Source organism: Burkholderia sp. Bp8984, assembly GCF_003853755.1.
Lineage (GTDB): Bacteria > Pseudomonadota > Gammaproteobacteria > Burkholderiales > Burkholderiaceae > Burkholderia.
The window spans coordinates 25,469-40,627 of record NZ_QTQN01000029.1 but is presented as its reverse complement, the minus strand read 5'-3'; the positions used below and the strand labels follow the sequence as shown (position 1 = coordinate 40,627).

Sequence of the window (15,159 nt, the reverse complement as noted above, 5' to 3'; positions counted from 1 at the left end):
GCGCGTCGAGCGCCCGAAGCACACGAAACGCCCCGAGCGGCCTCGCGCCGCGCGGGGCGTTTTTCATGCGCCGCTCATTCGGCGGCCGGCGCGCGGAACGACCAGCGGCGTGCGGCCGGGCGGGGCGCCGGGCTGCGGCGGCGGAATTCGACCGCGATCCCGCGCCGCGGCGCATCGGCGATGAACGCGTCGAGCAGTTCGAGCACGTCGTGGTCGATGTAGTCGGCGCGCGTCGCGTCGATGATCACGGCCGCGCGGTCCGGAATGTGCCGCAGGTGATGCTTGACCTGCACCTTGCCGAGGAACGACACGTCCTTGCGGAACGACAGCAGGAAGTGGTCGTCGTGCTGCGCGAGCGTGACGGGGCTCTTCAGGTTCGCCACCGCGACCGCCAGCACGCTGCAGGCGAGGCCGAGCGCGATGCCGAACAGCAGGTCGACCGCCAGCACGCCCGCGATCGTCGCGGCGAACGGCACGAACGCGGCCGGGCCCTGCTTCAGCACCGAGCGGAACAGCGCCGGTTTGGCGAGCTTGAAGCCGGTGTGGATCAGTATCGCCGCGAGGCTCGCGAGCGGGATCAGGTTGATCAGCCCGGTGAGCGCGAACACGCTGGCGAGCAGCAGGATCCCGTGCACGATCGCCGACATCCGGCTTTGGGCACCCGCGTTCACGTTGACCGAACTGCGCACGATCACCGACGTGATCGGCAGCCCGCCGACCGCGCCCGCGACGAGATTGCCGACACCCTGGGCCTTGAGTTCGCGGTCCGGCTGGGTCGGCCGGCGCTTCGGATCGATCTGTTCTACCGCCTCCAGGCTCAGCAGCGTCTCGAGGCTCGCGACGACCGCGAGCGTGATCGCGACGCGCCACACGTCCGGATTGACGAGTTGCGCGAAGTTCGGGCCGAGCTCGGCATGCTTCAGCGATGCCGCGAGCGCCGCGAACGATTCGAGCTCCGGCAGCGTGACGCGATGCGCGGCGCCCGGCGCGACCGACGGTGCAACGACGCCGAGCACCAGCGTCGCGCCGATGCCGAACACGACGACCGCGAGCGGCGCAGGCACCGCGCGTACCCAGCCGAAGCGCTTGAGCGCGGGCGTGTCCCACGCGACCAGCAGCGCGAGCGAGATGAGCGCGATGGCCGTTGCGGCCCAGGCGGTCGGCAGGCCGGGCCACGATGCAAACGATTGCGCGGCCGGCCCGCCGATGCCGAATGCGAACGGAATCTGCTTCACGACCAGCAGCAGGCCGATCGCCGCGAGCATGCCCTTGATGACGGGCGACGGTACGTACGCGGCGAAGCGGCCGGCGCGCAGCATGCCGAAGCCGAACTGCAGCACGCCGGACAGCAGCACCGCGAGCAGGAACGCGGAAAAACTGCCGAGTTGCGCGATCCCTTCGACGACGATCACGACGAGGCCGGCGGCCGGCCCGCTGACCGACAGTGACGAGCCGCTCAACAGCGCGACGATGATCCCGCCGACGATGCCGGACACGAGCCCGGCGAACGGCTCGACGCCGGACGCATTGGCGATGCCGAGACATAACGGCAGCGCGACGAGGAACACGACGATGCCGGCGACGATGTCGCGCGGCAGGGTGGACAGGCGGTCGTTCAGTTTCATGGTTGGGGTGATTTCATTGGCGTAGGGAGGGGCGGATCAGCCGAGAGCGACGGCCATGGCGGCATGCTCCGGTTCGGCTTCGGCCGGCGCTGTCGTGTAGCCGGAATCGAGTTCCTTCAGGCGGCCGTCGGCGAGCGAAAAGATCCAGCCGTGCACGAGCGGCGGCCGCTGCCGGCCATGCACGATCGGCGAAGCGCGCAGCAGCCGCACCTGTTCGAGCACGTTGAGTTCCGCCAGGCGGTCGGCGGCGGCCGTGTCGTCGAGTCCGTCGAGCGTGTCGCGATGGCGCCGTGCAAGCGCGCACAGCGGCGCGATGCGGCGCGCGACGTGCGGCAGGTCGGCCGGCGGTGGCAGCAGCGACGCGCGCACCCCGCCGCATCCGTAGTGGCCGCACACGATCACGTGGTCGACTTCGAGCACGCGCACGGCGTACTCGAGCACGCTCGCGGAATTGTCGTCGTCGGGATGGAACAGGTTCGCGATGTTGCGATGGACGAACAGCTCGCCGGGCACGCAATGCGTGATGGTTTCGGCTGGCACTCGGCTGTCGGCGCAGCCGATCCACAGCACGCGCGGATTCTGGCCGCGCGCGAGTGCGTCGAAGAAACCGGGCGTGTGCTCGTGCGTCTCGCGGGCCCAGGCGATGTTGGCAACCAGCATGCTCTTGGGGCGATTCATGAGGACTCCTTTCTGATAAGGACAAACAAATACCGGACGAAGTGGAGCAATAGGATGCTTTCTAAATTGAAAGGTTCAATTTCATCCGATATTAGGGGTATGCCCTAACATCCGGTGCCAATGATACAAATTGTTTCAACTCGATCTGGCGAGGTGCACCGAATGCACCAATGCAACGCATGACATGTATCGTACATGCCTGTTTCCTCCTGGCGGCCGCGTGGCGCGGGGCTCACCGCGATGCTTTGGGCGCATATTCGATCGGAAAGGATTGCTGCTTCAATTCGAAATTAATCGAATATGACGGAAAAAATGAAATGGCCATTCACGCAGCAATTCGTGAATGGCCATTGTGAAAATTTCGCGTAAATGCGCAATCGATCCGATCAGAACAGATTGCGGCGGTCGGGATCGTGCAGCGGGTCCGGTGTTTTCTGCGTGGTGCGCAGGATGCCCTGCGGGTCGAAGTAGAAGCTGTACATCATGTACCAGACGTTGTCTTCGAGATAGCGGTAGGTCCATACCTCGCGCTTCATCAGCGGGAAGTAGGACGTCTCGACCGGGCGGCCGAAATTGACGAGCACGTCGGTCTTGGTCCACTTGCCGATATCCGCGCGATAGAACTCGCTCGGCTGCAGCACCTGGCGCACGTTGACGATCCGGTGGGCCGCGTCGACGTCGGCCGCGATGGTGATCTCGCCCATCGGCTGGGTCGGCCACATCAGGCGCTTGCCGCCGCCGGGCAGGTCGTAGATCTCGCGCGGCGGGCCCATGCGCGCGACGATCGCCGACTCGTCCTGGCCGGCCTGGTATTGCTGCCACGGTTGCGCACAGCCGGCGAGCAGCGCCGCCGCACAGGCGACCAGCACCGGCAGGCGCGCGGGAATGCGAATGCGCATGGGATCCTCCAGAACGCTCTAACCGTTCAGTTGTATCACGGACGGCGCGCGCCGGCGCATCGTGCCGAAAAAATCGGTGCGGATCGCCGGCCGGGTGTCGTCGGGCTATCGTTGCGCGCCGGGCTTGCGGCCGGCGCCGTCCGCGTCCTATGATCCGCGCTTCTCGGACGGGTTGAAGGGCAGGGAGCCGATGCAGCTGTGGAAACGGTACGCGCTCGCATGGAGCGCCGGGTGGATGCTGGCGTCGTCCGCGTTCGCGGCAGGCGAGCCGGTGCGGATCGCGCTGATCGAAGGGATGTCGGGCCCGTTCGCGAACGCGGGCGCGGCCGTCGAGCGCAACCTGCGCTTCGGCGTCGAGCGGGTCAACGCGGCGGGCGGCGTGAAGCTGCGTGACGGCGCGCACCCGCTCGAACTCGTCGTGCTCGACAGCAAGGGCAGCCCGGAGGAGGCGTTGGTGCAGTTGCGCGCGGCGGCGGACCGGCACATCGGTTTCGTCGCGCAGGGCAACAGCTCGGCGGTCGCGGCCGCGCTCGTCGCGGCGCTCGACAAGCTGAACGCGCGCAATCCGGACAGCCGGATGCTGTTCCTCAACTATTCGGCCGACGATCCGGCGCTGACCGGTGCGCGCTGCAGCTTCTGGCATTTCCGCTTCGACGCGCACGCGGGGATGCGGATGGCCGCGCTGGCGGACGTGATGGCGCGCGACCGCCCGCTGCGCAAGGTCTACCTGCTGAACCAGGACTACAGCTTCGGCCACGACGTCAGCGCGCTGGCGCGGCAGGCGCTGGCCGAGCGGCGCCCCGACGTGACGATCGCCGGCGACGAATTCCACCCGATCGGCCGCATCAAGGATTTCTCGCCCTATATCGCGAAGATCCGCGCAAGCGGCGCGGACGCCGTCGTGACCGGCAACTGGGGCAACGACCTCACGCTGCTCGTGAAGGCGGCGCGCGAGCAGGGGCTGAACGCGAAGTTCTATACGTTCTATGGCAACAGCCTCGGCGCACCGGGCGCGCTCGGCGATGCGGGCGTCGGCCGGGTGGTCGCCGTCGCGGACTGGCATCCGAACGCGGGCGGCGCGCAATCGGACGCGTTCTACCGCGCGTTCCGGACCCGTTTTCCCGCTGCCCCGGACGACTATCCGGTGCGACGGATGAGCCTGATGATCGAGATGCTCGCGGCGGCGATGAATCGCGCCGGCTCGTCCGACCCCGTCGCAGTGGCGCGCGCGCTCGAAGGGCTGTCGCTCGACGACGGCTTCCACGCGTCGTCGATGCGGGCGCAGGATCACCAGTTGATCCAGCCCCTTTATGTGATGGAAATGGACAAGGCCGGCACGCCGGGCGTGCGCTTCGACAACGAGGGCTCGGGATACGGTTTCCGGACCGTCCTCGCGGTGCCCGCGCAGCGCACGCAGATGCCGTCGACCTGCTCGATGACGCGCCCGTGACAGGAGGCGATGGAACGGCGTGCAGTTGTGCTACAATGCCCGCCGGTTGTAAGTCACGGCACGGCCATTCTTCCGTGTCCGCCTGTTAGTTAGCCAGTAGGAAACAAAGGAAATCTCATGTCTGTTGCAGATATCAAGAAGTCGGAAGTCGTTGCTCAGTTCGCCCGCGGTACCAACGACACGGGTTCGCCCGAAGTCCAGGTCGCACTGCTGACCGCACGTATCGTCGAACTGACGGGTCACTTCAAGACCCACGCGAAGGATCACCACAGCCGCCGCGGCCTGCTGCGCATGGTGAGCCGCCGCCGCAAGCTGCTCGACTACCTCAAGGGCAAGGATGCCGACCGTTACCGCGCGCTGATCGAGAAGCTGGGTCTGCGTAAGTAATCGAGGCGATTGCCGCCAGCAAGATGCCTGTGTCAGTCCGCTGATGCAGGCATTTTGTTTTTGCGCGGTGCGTAGCGTCACGCGCACCGCAGGTTGTCCGGCACGTGGGTGCCGGGCTGCCGGAACGGCTGATACCGGGGTCGGGATTTGTGTCATTCCAGCGCGCCGCTCGTCGAGCGGCGTGCTGGAATGGCATAAAAAACACACCTTGCTCCGGGTGATTCGGTCGGGACGCCGCCGCGCGGGATGGCCCGCACGGCGAATGAAATGAATGAATTCAAAGGAGCAACCATGTCCATGTTCAACAAGGTCGTGAAGGAATTCCAGTGGGGCCAGCACAAGGTGCGCCTCGAAACCGGTGAAGTCGCCCGCCAGGCGAGCGGTGCCGTGATCGTCGACGTGGAAGACACCGTCGTGCTGGCCACCGTCGTCGGCGCGAAGTCGGCGAAGCCGGGTCAGGACTTCTTCCCGCTGACCGTCGACTACCTCGAGAAGACCTACTCGGCCGGCAAGATTCCGGGCGGCTTCTTCCGTCGCGAAGGCCGTCCGTCGGAACACGAGACGCTGACGTCGCGCCTGATCGACCGTCCGCTGCGCCCGCTGTTCCCGGAAGGCTTCTACAACGAAGTCCAGGTCGTGATCCACGTGCTGTCCGTGAACCCGGAAATCCCGGCGGACATCCCCGCGCTGATCGGCGCATCGGCCGCGCTCGCCGTGTCGGGCCTGCCGTTCAACGGTCCGGTCGGTGCCGCGCGCGTCGCGTACATCGACAACGCCTACGTGCTGAACCCGACGCGTGACCAGATCAAGGCATCGAGCCTCGACCTCGTCGTCGCCGGTACGGAGCGTGCGGTGCTGATGGTCGAATCGGAAGCCGACCAGCTGCCGGAAGACGTGATGCTGGGCGCGGTCGTGTTCGGCCACGAGCAGATGCAGACGGCGATCGACGCGATCCACGAACTCGTGCGCGAAGGCGGCAAGCCCGAGTGGGACTGGCAGCCGGCACCGAAGAATGAAGCGCTGAACGCGCGCGTGACGGAACTGGCGCACGGCGACCTGCTCGCCGCTTACCAGCTGCGCGACAAGCAAGCGCGTTCGACGAAGCTGAAGGAAGTCTACGCGGCAACCTCGGCGAAGCTCGAGGAAGACGCGCTGGCGGCCGGCACGGTCGCGGCCGACAAGGCGACCGTCGGCAACATCCTGTTCGACATCGAAGCGAAGATCGTCCGTTCGCAGATCCTGAACGGCGAGCCGCGCATCGACGGTCGCGACACGCGCACCGTGCGTCCGATCGAGATCCGCACCGGCGTGCTGCCGCGCACCCACGGTTCGGCGCTGTTCACGCGTGGCGAAACGCAGGCGCTCGTCGTCGCGACGCTCGGCACGAAGGGTGACGAGCAGATCATCGACGCGCTCGAAGGCGAATACCGCGAGCGCTTCATGCTCCACTACAACATGCCCCCGTTCGCGACCGGCGAAACGGGCCGCGTCGGCTCGCCGAAGCGTCGTGAAATCGGCCACGGCCGTCTCGCGAAGCGCGCGCTGGTCAAGTGCCTGCCGAGCGCCGACGAATTCGGCTACTCGATCCGCGTCGTGTCGGAAATCACCGAATCGAACGGTTCGTCGTCGATGGCGTCGGTGTGCGGCGGCTGCCTCGCGCTGATGGACGCCGGCGTGCCGATGAAGGCGCACGTCGCGGGCATCGCGATGGGCCTGATCCTCGAGGGCAACAAGTTCGCGGTGCTGACCGACATCCTCGGCGACGAAGATCACCTCGGCGACATGGACTTCAAGGTGGCCGGCACGGAGCAAGGCGTGACGGCACTGCAGATGGACATCAAGATCCAGGGCATCACGAAGGAAATCATGCAGGTCGCGCTCGCGCAGGCGAAGGAAGGCCGCATGCACATCCTCGGCAAGATGACCTCGGCGGTCTCGGGTGCGAACACGCAACTGTCGGAATTCGCGCCGCGCATGATCACGATCAAGATCAACCCGGAAAAGATCCGCGACGTGATCGGCAAGGGCGGTTCGGTGATCCGCGCGCTGACCGAAGAAACCGGCACGACCATCGACATCTCCGATGACGGCGTCGTGACGATCGCGAGCACGAACAGCGAAGGCATGGCCGAAGCGAAGAAGCGCATCGAGCAGATCACGGCTGAAATCGAAGTCGGCCAGGTGTACGAAGGCACGGTGCTCAAGCTGCTCGATTTCGGCGCGATCGTGAACCTGCTGCCGGGCAAGGACGGCCTGCTGCACATCTCGGAAATCGTCAACGAGCGCGTGAAGGACATCAACGACTACCTGAAGGAAGGCCAGCAGGTGAAGGTCAAGGTGATCCAGACGGACGAGAAGGGTCGCGTGCGTCTGTCGGCGAAGGCGCTGCTGAACGAAGCAGCGGCGGCGTCGCATTCGGATACGCCGCCGCAGCAGTAAGCGGAAAGGCGTGAGAACGGCCGGCAGTGCGAAAGCGTGCCGGCCGTTTTTTCTGTAGCATCGTTGTGCGGCGCAGCAGCGCCGGCGAGGCGCCCGTGCCGCGCACGGGTGCGCCACCCGATTCCGATCCTGGAGCGACCACCATGCAAGCCATCGAAATCACCGAATTCGGCGCCCCCGACGTGCTGAAGCTCGCGGAGCGTCCGCGCCCCGAACCGAAGCGCGGCGAAGTGCTGATCAAGGTGGCGGCTTCCGGCGTGAACCGGCCCGACGTATTCCAGCGCAAGGGCGCCTATGCGCCGCCGCCGGGGGCATCGGATCTGCCGGGCCTCGAGGTCGCGGGCGAGATCGTCGGCGGCGACCTGTCGGATGCGGCGCTGAACCCGTTCGGCCTGAAGCTGGGCGATCGCGTCTGCGCGCTGCTCGCGGGCGGCGGCTACGCCGAGTACGCGGTCGCGCCGCTGCCGCAATGCCTGCCGGTTCCCGATGGGCTGACCGACATCGAAGCCGCATCGCTGCCTGAAACGTTCTTCACGGTGTGGAGCAACGTGTTCGACCGCGCGCTGCTCGGCGCGGGCGAGGGCGGCGAGCAGGAAACGCTGCTCGTGCAGGGCGGCTCGAGCGGGATCGGCGTGACGGCGATCCAGATCGCGCACGCGCTCGGCTATCGCGTGTTCGCGACGGCCGGGAATGCCGACAAATGCCGGGCATGCGAGGCGCTCGGCGCCGAACGTGCAATCAACTACAAGACCGAGGACTTCGTCGAGGTCGTCAAGTCGCTGACGCACGATCGTGGCGTCGACGTGATCCTCGACATGGTCGCAGGCTCGTACGTGCCGCGCGAACTGTCCGCGCTCGCGGATGGCGGCCGCCTCGTGCTGATCGCGCTGCTCGGCGGGGCGAAGGCCGAGGTCAACCTGAACGAGATCCTGCGCCGCCGGCTGACGGTGACGGGCTCGACACTGCGTCCGCGTCCGGTCGAATTCAAGGCGCGCATCGCCGCACAGCTGAAGGCGCGCGTCTGGCCGCTGCTCGCGGACGGCCGCATCAAGCCTGTGATCTACCGCGTGCTGCCGGCCGGCGAGGCCGCGCAGGCGCATGCGCTGATGGAAAGCGGCGAGCACATCGGCAAGATCGTACTCGATTGGGGTACGACCACCTGACGGCCGTGCGGCCGGACTTGACATGTGCGGTTTGACCGGTTCAAGCCGCGCGCAGTAAAATCGCGGGTTTGCTTCGCCAGATCCAACCTGACGGCCGGTTTCCGGTGCGTTAATGACAAGATAGTGACGAGACAGACACGATGTCGAAACAACGAACGAAGCGAGTGATCGGCAACTGGAAGATGCACGGCCGGCTGGCCGGCAACCAGGCATTGCTGAACGAAGTGGTGCAGGGCGCAGGCGCGGTGGCGGCCGAGACGTCGATCGGCGTGTGCGTGCCGTTCCCGTATCTCGCGCAGGTTCAGGCGCAGCTCGCCGGCGGCCGTGTCGCGTTCGGCGCGCAGGACGTGTCCGCGCACGAGCAGGGCGCGTTCACCGGTGAAGTGGCGGCCGCGATGGTGGCGGAGTTCGGCGCGCAGTATGCGATCGTCGGTCACTCGGAGCGCCGCGCGTATCACGGCGAGCGCAGCGAAACCGTCGCTGCGAAGACGCAGCGCGCGCTCGCGGCAGGCCTCACGCCCGTCGTGTGCGTCGGTGAAACGCTCGACGAGCGCGAAGCGGGTGCGACCGAGCAGGTGGTCGGTGCGCAGCTCGACGCCGTGCTGGCCGTGCTGACGGCCGACGAAGCGGCGCGCATCGTCGTCGCGTACGAGCCGGTCTGGGCGATCGGCACGGGCAAGAGCGCGACGTCGGCGCAGGCGCAGGACGTACACGCATTCCTGCGTGCGCGTCTCGCGGCGAAGGGGGCGGCGGACGTATCGGTGCTGTACGGCGGCAGCGTGAAGCCGGACAACGCGGAAGAGCTGTTCGCACAGCCGGACATCGACGGCGGCCTGATCGGCGGCGCGTCGCTGAAGGCGGAAGATTTCCTGGCGATCTGCCGGGCCGCGCGTTGAGCGGTCCGCGGTCGAATTGAACCATGATGGCGGCCGGTCGGTCCGGTCGCCTGATCCAATCGGGTGGGTGTGATGCTGTTATTCAAGACGCTGATTATTGTCGTGCAGGTACTGTCTGCACTGGGTGTGATCGGGCTGGTGCTGCTGCAGCACGGCAAGGGTGCCGACATGGGCGCTGCATTCGGCAGCGGCGCGTCGGGCAGCCTGTTCGGTGCGACGGGCTCCGCGAACTTTCTGTCGCGCACGACGGGCATTCTCGCGACGATCTTTTTCGTCGCGACGCTCGCACTGACGTATCTCGGTTCGTACAAGTCGACGCCGTCGGCCGGCGTGCTCGGCACGGCAGCGACCGCGCCGGCATCGGCACCTGCAGCATCGGCACCGGCAGTCGCGGCGTCCGCCGCGGTTGCGGGGTCGGCCGCAAGCGCGCCGGGCCAGGACGTCCCGAAATAAAAAGTTAAATTTTTTGCGGTTGTGCGTTGAACAAATCTGGAACTCGGGTTAGAATTTAATTCTTGAAGCGATTCGCGGGAAACGAGCAGTACAACCCGAGTTGCATGCAGTGCCGACGTGGTGAAATTGGTAGACACGCTATCTTGAGGGGGTAGTGGCGAAAGCTGTGCGAGTTCGAGTCTCGCCGTCGGCACCAAAGTTACTCAATGCCAGCCGCTTCTAGTGGCTGGCATTTTTCATTTGTGGGGTGTGCCTTGCGATTGTCTTGTGATTGCACGCACTCCGAAATGATTCCTTCCGCCGGAAGTGGTATTCTCCGGACGCTCAGAACCAACCGATAGAGGATTGCCTTGAACCTCGCAGCCTATTACCCCGTCTTGTTGTTCCTCCTCGTGGGCACTGGTTTAGGTATAGCGCTGGTCAGCATCGGCAAGCTCCTTGGTCCCAACAAGCCGGACGTCGAGAAGAACGCACCGTACGAGTGCGGCTTCGAAGCCTTTGAAGACGCCCGGATGAAATTCGACGTCCGGTACTATCTCGTCGCCATCCTGTTCATCATCTTCGATCTCGAAACCGCATTCCTGTTTCCGTGGGGCGTCGCGCTCCGGGACATCGGCTGGCCGGGTTTCATCGCAATGATGATTTTTCTGCTCGAATTCCTGCTGGGCTTTGCCTATATCTGGAAGAAAGGCGGCCTCGACTGGGAGTGATGGGTTAATCGCCGGTTTGCATGGGCGGCCACGCTGGGCCGCTCGTCTGGAGTGGAAAGCAAATGAGTATCGAAGGGGTCTTGAAGGAAGGGTTTGTCACCACGACGGCTGACAAGCTGATCAACTGGACGCGTACCGGCTCGCTGTGGCCGATGACGTTCGGGCTCGCGTGTTGCGCCGTCGAGATGATGCATGCGGGCGCGGCCCGTTACGACCTGGACCGGTTCGGGGTCGTGTTCCGTCCGAGCCCGCGTCAGTCGGACGTGATGATCGTCGCCGGCACGCTGTGCAACAAGATGGCGCCCGCGCTGCGCCGCGTGTACGACCAGATGGCCGAGCCGCGCTGGGTGATCTCGATGGGGTCGTGCGCGAACGGTGGTGGCTACTACCACTACTCGTACTCGGTGGTCCGCGGTTGCGACCGGATCGTGCCGGTCGACGTCTACGTGCCGGGCTGTCCGCCCACGGCCGAGGCGCTGGTCTACGGCGTGATCCAGCTTCAGGCGAAGATCCGCCGCACCAACACCATCGCCCGTCAATAAAGCCCCGAGCGTCCCCTCAATATGGCAAGCAAAATCGAGACCCTCAAGGCCAACCTCGAAGCCGCGCTCGGCGCGCGCGTGGTGAGCCTCACCGAAGCGATCGGTGAACTGACGCTCGTCGTGAAGGCGAGCGATTACCTCGAAGTCGCAAAGACGCTGCGCGACGATCCGAAGCTCCGTTTCGAGCAGCTGATCGACCTGTGCGGCATCGACTATCAAACGTACGGCGACGGCGCCTACGACGGCCCGCGTTTCGCGGCCGTGTCGCAGCTGCTGTCGGTCACGAACAACTGGCGCCTGCGCCTGCGCGTGTTCGCGCCGGACGACGATCTGCCGATCGTGGCGTCGCTCGTCGACATCTGGACCTCCGCAAACTGGTACGAGCGCGAAGCGTTCGACCTGTACGGCCTCGTGTTCGAGGGTCACCCCGACCTGCGCCGCATCCTCACCGACTACGGCTTCATCGGCCATCCGTTCCGCAAGGACTTCCCGGTGTCGGGCTATGTCGAAATGCGTTACGACCCGGAAGAGAAGCGGGTCGTCTACCAGCCGGTGACGATCGAGCCGCGCGAAATCACGCCGCGCGTGATCCGCGAGGATCGCTATGGCGGTCTGAAACATTAAGGGGGCGTCATGGCAGAAATCAAGAACTACACCCTCAACTTCGGCCCGCAGCACCCGGCAGCGCACGGCGTGCTGCGCCTGGTGCTCGAGCTCGACGGCGAAGTCATCCAGCGTGCCGATCCGCACATCGGCCTGCTGCACCGCGCGACCGAAAAGCTCGCGGAAAGCAAGACCTTCATCCAGTCCGTGCCGTACATGGACCGTCTCGACTACGTGTCGATGATGGTCAACGAGCACGGCTACGTGCTCGCGATCGAGCGCCTGCTCGGCATCGACGTGCCGGAGCGCGCGCAGTACATCCGCGTGCTGTTCGACGAGATCACCCGCGTGCTGAACCACCTGATGTGGATCGGCGCGCACGCACTCGACGTCGGCGCGATGGCCGTGTTCCTGTACGCATTCCGCGAGCGCGAAGACCTGATGGACGTGTACGAAGCGGTGTCCGGTGCCCGGATGCACGCGGCGTACTACCGTCCGGGCGGCGTCTATCGCGACCTGCCTGACGCAATGCCGCAATACAAGGCGTCGAAGATTCGCAACGAGAAGGCGCTCGCGAAGATGAACGAAGCGCGCAGCGGCTCGGTGCTCGACTTCATCGACGACTTCTTCACGCGCTTCCCGAAGTGCGTCGACGAATACGAAACGCTGCTGACCGACAACCGGATCTGGAAGCAGCGTCTGGTCGGGATCGGCGTCGTCAGCCCGGAGCGTGCGCTGCAGATGGGCCTGACGGGCCCGATGCTGCGCGGCTCGGGCATCGCCTGGGACCTGCGCAAGAAGCAGCCGTACGAAGTGTACGGCCGCATGGATTTCGACGTGCCGGTCGGCGTGAACGGCGATTGCTACGACCGCTATCTGGTGCGCGTGGAAGAAATGCGCCAGTCGGTCCGTATCGCGAAACAGTGTATTGAGTGGCTCCGCAAGAATCCGGGCCCGGTGATGACCGACAATCACAAGGTTGCGCCGCCGTCGCGCGTCGGCATGAAGACCAACATGGAAGACTTGATTCACCACTTCAAGCTTTTCACCGAAGGTTTTCACGTGCCGGAAGGCGAGGCGTACGCGGCAGTCGAGCATCCGAAGGGCGAGTTCGGCATCTACCTCGTGTCGGACGGTGCCAACAAGCCGTATCGCCTCAAGATCCGCGCACCGGGCTTCGCGCACCTCGCGTCGCTCGACGAAATGGCGCGCGGTCACATGATTGCCGACGCCGTCACGATCATCGGTACGCAGGACATCGTGTTCGGCGAAATCGATCGCTAATGGTTGCGCCGCTTGCGCGAGCGGGCGGCGAGCAGTCAGTCACACGCGAAGTCACATGCGGTATGCGCCGAGCCGGCGCGGCTTCGCAAGCTGTCAACAGTGAGCGCCAGGTCTGCCGTCCATGCACAGCAGTGCGGCAGGTTGTTCGTTCGGTAGGAATTGAAAGAGTCGTGTCTGAAAATGATCTCAGCTGAAGGCCTGAAGGAAATCGATCGAGCGTTGACGAAGTATCCCGCCGATCAGAAACAGTCCGCCGTGATGTCGGCGTTGGCCGTCGCTCAGGAAGAGCACGGCTGGCTGTCGCCCGAACTGATGCAGTTCGTCGCGGACTATCTCGGCATGCCGGCCGTCGCCGTGCAGGAAGTCGCGACGTTCTACACGATGTACGAGCTCAAACCGGTCGGCAAGCACAAGATCACGCTCTGCACGAACCTGCCGTGCCAGCTTGGCCCGCACGGCGGCGCGGAGGCGACGGCCGACTACCTGAAACAGAAGCTGGGCATCGGCTTCGGCGAGACCACGCCCGACGGCAAGTTCACGCTGAAGGAAGGCGAATGCATGGGCTCGTGCGGCGATGCGCCGGTGCTGCTGGTGAACAATCACAGAATGTGCAGCTTCATGAGCCGCGAGAAGATCGACCAGCTGCTTGAGGAGCTCTCGAAATGACGTCCCTCCACGACCGTCACATCAAACCGCTGATCCTCGCTGGTCTGAACGGCGAGAACTGGCATCTCGAAGACTACGTTGCGCGCGGCGGCTACAAGCAGCTGCGCCGCATTCTCGAAGAAAAGATTCCGCCGGAGCAGGTGATTGCCGACGTGAAGGCGTCGGGCCTGCGTGGCCGTGGCGGTGCGGGCTTCCCGACCGGCCTGAAGTGGAGCTTCATGCCGCGCCAGTTCCCGGGACAGAAGTACCTCGTCTGCAACTCGGACGAAGGCGAGCCGGGCACGTTCAAGGATCGCGACATCCTGCGCTGGAACCCGCATGCGCTGATCGAAGGCATGGCCATCGGCGCGTACGCGATGGGCATCACCGTCGGCTACAACTACATTCACGGCGAAATCTTCGAAGTGTATCGACGCTTCGAGGCCGCGCTCGATGAGGCGCGCGCCGCGGGTTTCCTCGGCGACAACATCATGGGCTCGGAATTCTCATTCCAGCTGCACGCGCACCACGGTTACGGCGCGTACATCTGCGGCGAGGAAACGGCGCTGCTCGAGTCGCTCGAAGGCAAGAAGGGCCAGCCGCGCTTCAAGCCGCCGTTCCCGGCGAGCTTCGGCGTGTACGGCAAGCCGACCACGATCAACAACACCGAGACGTTTGCCGCGGTGCCGTTCCTGCTGTCCATCGGGCCGCAGAATTACCTCGAGATCGGCAAGCCGAACAACGGCGGCACGAAGATCTTCTCGGTGTCGGGCGACGTCGAGCGTCCGGGCAACTATGAAGTGCCGCTCGGCACGCCGTTCGCGACGCTGATGGAACTCGCCGGCGGGATGCGCGGCGGCCGCAAGATCAAGGCCGTGATTCCGGGCGGCTCGTCGGCGCCGGTGATCCCGGGTGACATCATGATGCAGACCGATCTCGATTACGACTCGATCGCGAAGGCGGGCTCGATGCTCGGCTCCGGCGCGGTGATCGTGATGGACGAGACGCGGTGCATGGTGCGTTCGCTGCTGCGCCTGTCGTACTTCTACTACGAGGAATCGTGCGGCCAGTGCACGCCGTGCCGTGAAGGCACCGGCTGGCTGTATCGCGTCGTGAATCGTATCGAGCACGGCGAAGGCCGCCAGGAAGATCTGGACCTGCTGAACTCGGTTGCCGAGAACATCATGGGCCGCACGATCTGCGCGCTCGGCGATGCGGCGGCGATGCCGGTTCGCGGGATGCTCAAGCATTACTGGGACGAATTCGCGTACCACGTCGAGCACAAGCACTGCATGGTCGGCGGCCACGCGCACGCGGCGGCAGCCTGAAGCGAAGCACCGGTTGCGGAATTTGAGCGCACGGTCGGGCGAAGGCGCGAACGGGCG

The 15,159-nt window shown here is 65.2% G+C and carries 15 protein-coding genes and 1 tRNA gene; 13 read left to right on the top strand and 3 right to left on the bottom strand.

Annotated elements, in window-relative coordinates:
* Positions 1 to 74: 74 nt before the first annotated feature.
* From DID98_RS25860 to DID98_RS25850, 3 genes are all read right to left on the bottom strand, one after another.
* Complete coding sequence (locus DID98_RS25860; RefSeq protein ID WP_124522484.1) at positions 75 to 1,625, bottom strand: SulP family inorganic anion transporter; 1,551 nt, start codon at positions 1,623 to 1,625, stop codon at positions 75 to 77.
* Positions 1,626 to 1,661: 36 nt separating this feature from the next.
* Positions 1,662 to 2,303 (bottom strand): carbonic anhydrase, encoded by a 642-nt coding sequence (locus DID98_RS25855; protein WP_044844669.1) that lies wholly within the window; start codon positions 2,301 to 2,303, stop codon positions 1,662 to 1,664.
* A gap of 386 nt (positions 2,304 to 2,689) precedes the next feature.
* Positions 2,690 to 3,202, bottom strand: coding sequence for a hypothetical protein (locus DID98_RS25850; protein WP_124487226.1), 513 nt, complete (start codon positions 3,200 to 3,202; stop codon positions 2,690 to 2,692).
* 190 nt (positions 3,203 to 3,392) lie between these two features.
* Between DID98_RS25850 and DID98_RS25845 the strand changes: the two genes are divergently transcribed.
* From DID98_RS25845 to nuoF, 13 genes are all read left to right on the top strand, one after another.
* The gene (locus tag DID98_RS25845) at positions 3,393 to 4,652 is read left to right on the top strand and encodes a branched-chain amino acid ABC transporter substrate-binding protein (RefSeq protein WP_124571652.1); all 1,260 of its coding nucleotides are present in this window, start codon (positions 3,393 to 3,395) and stop codon (positions 4,650 to 4,652) included.
* Between the two features lie 117 nt (positions 4,653 to 4,769).
* Entirely contained in the window at positions 4,770 to 5,039 is a 270-nt protein-coding gene (gene rpsO / locus DID98_RS25840; protein WP_006398792.1) for a 30S ribosomal protein S15, read from the top strand.
* A gap of 291 nt (positions 5,040 to 5,330) precedes the next feature.
* The gene (gene pnp / locus DID98_RS25830; RefSeq protein ID WP_124571639.1) at positions 5,331 to 7,478 is read left to right on the top strand and encodes a polyribonucleotide nucleotidyltransferase; all 2,148 of its coding nucleotides are present in this window, start codon (positions 5,331 to 5,333) and stop codon (positions 7,476 to 7,478) included.
* 143 nt (positions 7,479 to 7,621) lie between these two features.
* A complete protein-coding gene (locus DID98_RS25825) occupies positions 7,622 to 8,641 on the top strand; it encodes an NAD(P)H-quinone oxidoreductase (RefSeq protein WP_044844666.1) in 1,020 nt (339 codons plus the stop codon).
* Positions 8,642 to 8,781: 140 nt separating this feature from the next.
* Positions 8,782 to 9,537, top strand: a complete 756-nt coding sequence (gene tpiA / locus DID98_RS25820; protein WP_124522488.1) for a triose-phosphate isomerase — start codon at positions 8,782 to 8,784, stop codon at positions 9,535 to 9,537.
* Positions 9,538 to 9,609: 72 nt separating this feature from the next.
* Positions 9,610 to 9,990, top strand: coding sequence for a preprotein translocase subunit SecG (gene secG / locus DID98_RS25815; RefSeq protein ID WP_042977371.1), 381 nt, complete (start codon positions 9,610 to 9,612; stop codon positions 9,988 to 9,990).
* A gap of 111 nt (positions 9,991 to 10,101) precedes the next feature.
* A tRNA-Leu gene (locus DID98_RS25810) sits at positions 10,102 to 10,186 on the top strand.
* Positions 10,187 to 10,340: 154 nt separating this feature from the next.
* Positions 10,341 to 10,700 carry an NADH-quinone oxidoreductase subunit A gene (locus tag DID98_RS25805; protein WP_006398798.1) on the top strand — a complete coding sequence of 120 codons (360 nt, stop codon included), beginning with the start codon at positions 10,341 to 10,343 and terminating at the stop codon, positions 10,698 to 10,700.
* 62 nt (positions 10,701 to 10,762) lie between these two features.
* Positions 10,763 to 11,242, top strand: a complete 480-nt coding sequence (locus DID98_RS25800; protein WP_006398799.1) for an NADH-quinone oxidoreductase subunit B family protein — start codon at positions 10,763 to 10,765, stop codon at positions 11,240 to 11,242.
* Between the two features lie 21 nt (positions 11,243 to 11,263).
* The gene (locus tag DID98_RS25795; RefSeq protein ID WP_044844664.1) at positions 11,264 to 11,866 is read left to right on the top strand and encodes an NADH-quinone oxidoreductase subunit C; all 603 of its coding nucleotides are present in this window, start codon (positions 11,264 to 11,266) and stop codon (positions 11,864 to 11,866) included.
* Positions 11,867 to 11,875: 9 nt separating this feature from the next.
* Complete coding sequence (locus DID98_RS25790; RefSeq protein WP_124571638.1) at positions 11,876 to 13,129, top strand: NADH-quinone oxidoreductase subunit D; 1,254 nt, start codon at positions 11,876 to 11,878, stop codon at positions 13,127 to 13,129.
* Between the two features lie 180 nt (positions 13,130 to 13,309).
* Positions 13,310 to 13,795: an NADH-quinone oxidoreductase subunit NuoE gene (gene nuoE, locus DID98_RS25785; RefSeq protein WP_006478266.1), complete on the top strand. Its 486-nt coding sequence runs from the start codon at positions 13,310 to 13,312 to the stop codon at positions 13,793 to 13,795.
* Entirely contained in the window at positions 13,792 to 15,102 is a 1,311-nt protein-coding gene (gene nuoF / locus DID98_RS25780; protein WP_006756904.1) for an NADH-quinone oxidoreductase subunit NuoF, read from the top strand. The genes nuoE and nuoF overlap by 4 nt, the downstream gene beginning before the upstream one ends.
* Positions 15,103 to 15,159: the final 57 nt, after the last annotated feature.

What these genes read in the sequence shown, in the direction of transcription:
- DID98_RS25825 (WP_044844666.1), top strand. Translation starts at nt 7,622, where the DNA reads ATGCAAGCCATCGAAATCACCGAATTCGGCGCCCCCGACGTGCTGAAG.
- nuoE (WP_006478266.1), top strand. Translation starts at nt 13,310, where the DNA reads ATGATCTCAGCTGAAGGCCTGAAGGAAATCGATCGAGCGTTGACGAAG.
- DID98_RS25860 (WP_124522484.1), bottom strand. Translation starts at nt 1,625, where the DNA reads ATGAAACTGAACGACCGCCTGTCCACCCTGCCGCGCGACATCGTCGCC.
- pnp (WP_124571639.1), top strand. Translation starts at nt 5,331, where the DNA reads ATGTCCATGTTCAACAAGGTCGTGAAGGAATTCCAGTGGGGCCAGCAC.
- DID98_RS25795 (WP_044844664.1), top strand. Translation starts at nt 11,264, where the DNA reads ATGGCAAGCAAAATCGAGACCCTCAAGGCCAACCTCGAAGCCGCGCTC.
- DID98_RS25855 (WP_044844669.1), bottom strand. Translation starts at nt 2,303, where the DNA reads ATGAATCGCCCCAAGAGCATGCTGGTTGCCAACATCGCCTGGGCCCGC.
- DID98_RS25850 (WP_124487226.1), bottom strand. Translation starts at nt 3,202, where the DNA reads ATGCGCATTCGCATTCCCGCGCGCCTGCCGGTGCTGGTCGCCTGTGCG.
- DID98_RS25790 (WP_124571638.1), top strand. Translation starts at nt 11,876, where the DNA reads ATGGCAGAAATCAAGAACTACACCCTCAACTTCGGCCCGCAGCACCCG.
- nuoF (WP_006756904.1), top strand. Translation starts at nt 13,792, where the DNA reads ATGACGTCCCTCCACGACCGTCACATCAAACCGCTGATCCTCGCTGGT.
- DID98_RS25800 (WP_006398799.1), top strand. Translation starts at nt 10,763, where the DNA reads ATGAGTATCGAAGGGGTCTTGAAGGAAGGGTTTGTCACCACGACGGCT.
- tpiA (WP_124522488.1), top strand. Translation starts at nt 8,782, where the DNA reads ATGTCGAAACAACGAACGAAGCGAGTGATCGGCAACTGGAAGATGCAC.
- rpsO (WP_006398792.1), top strand. Translation starts at nt 4,770, where the DNA reads ATGTCTGTTGCAGATATCAAGAAGTCGGAAGTCGTTGCTCAGTTCGCC.
- secG (WP_042977371.1), top strand. Translation starts at nt 9,610, where the DNA reads ATGCTGTTATTCAAGACGCTGATTATTGTCGTGCAGGTACTGTCTGCA.
- DID98_RS25845 (WP_124571652.1), top strand. Translation starts at nt 3,393, where the DNA reads ATGCAGCTGTGGAAACGGTACGCGCTCGCATGGAGCGCCGGGTGGATG.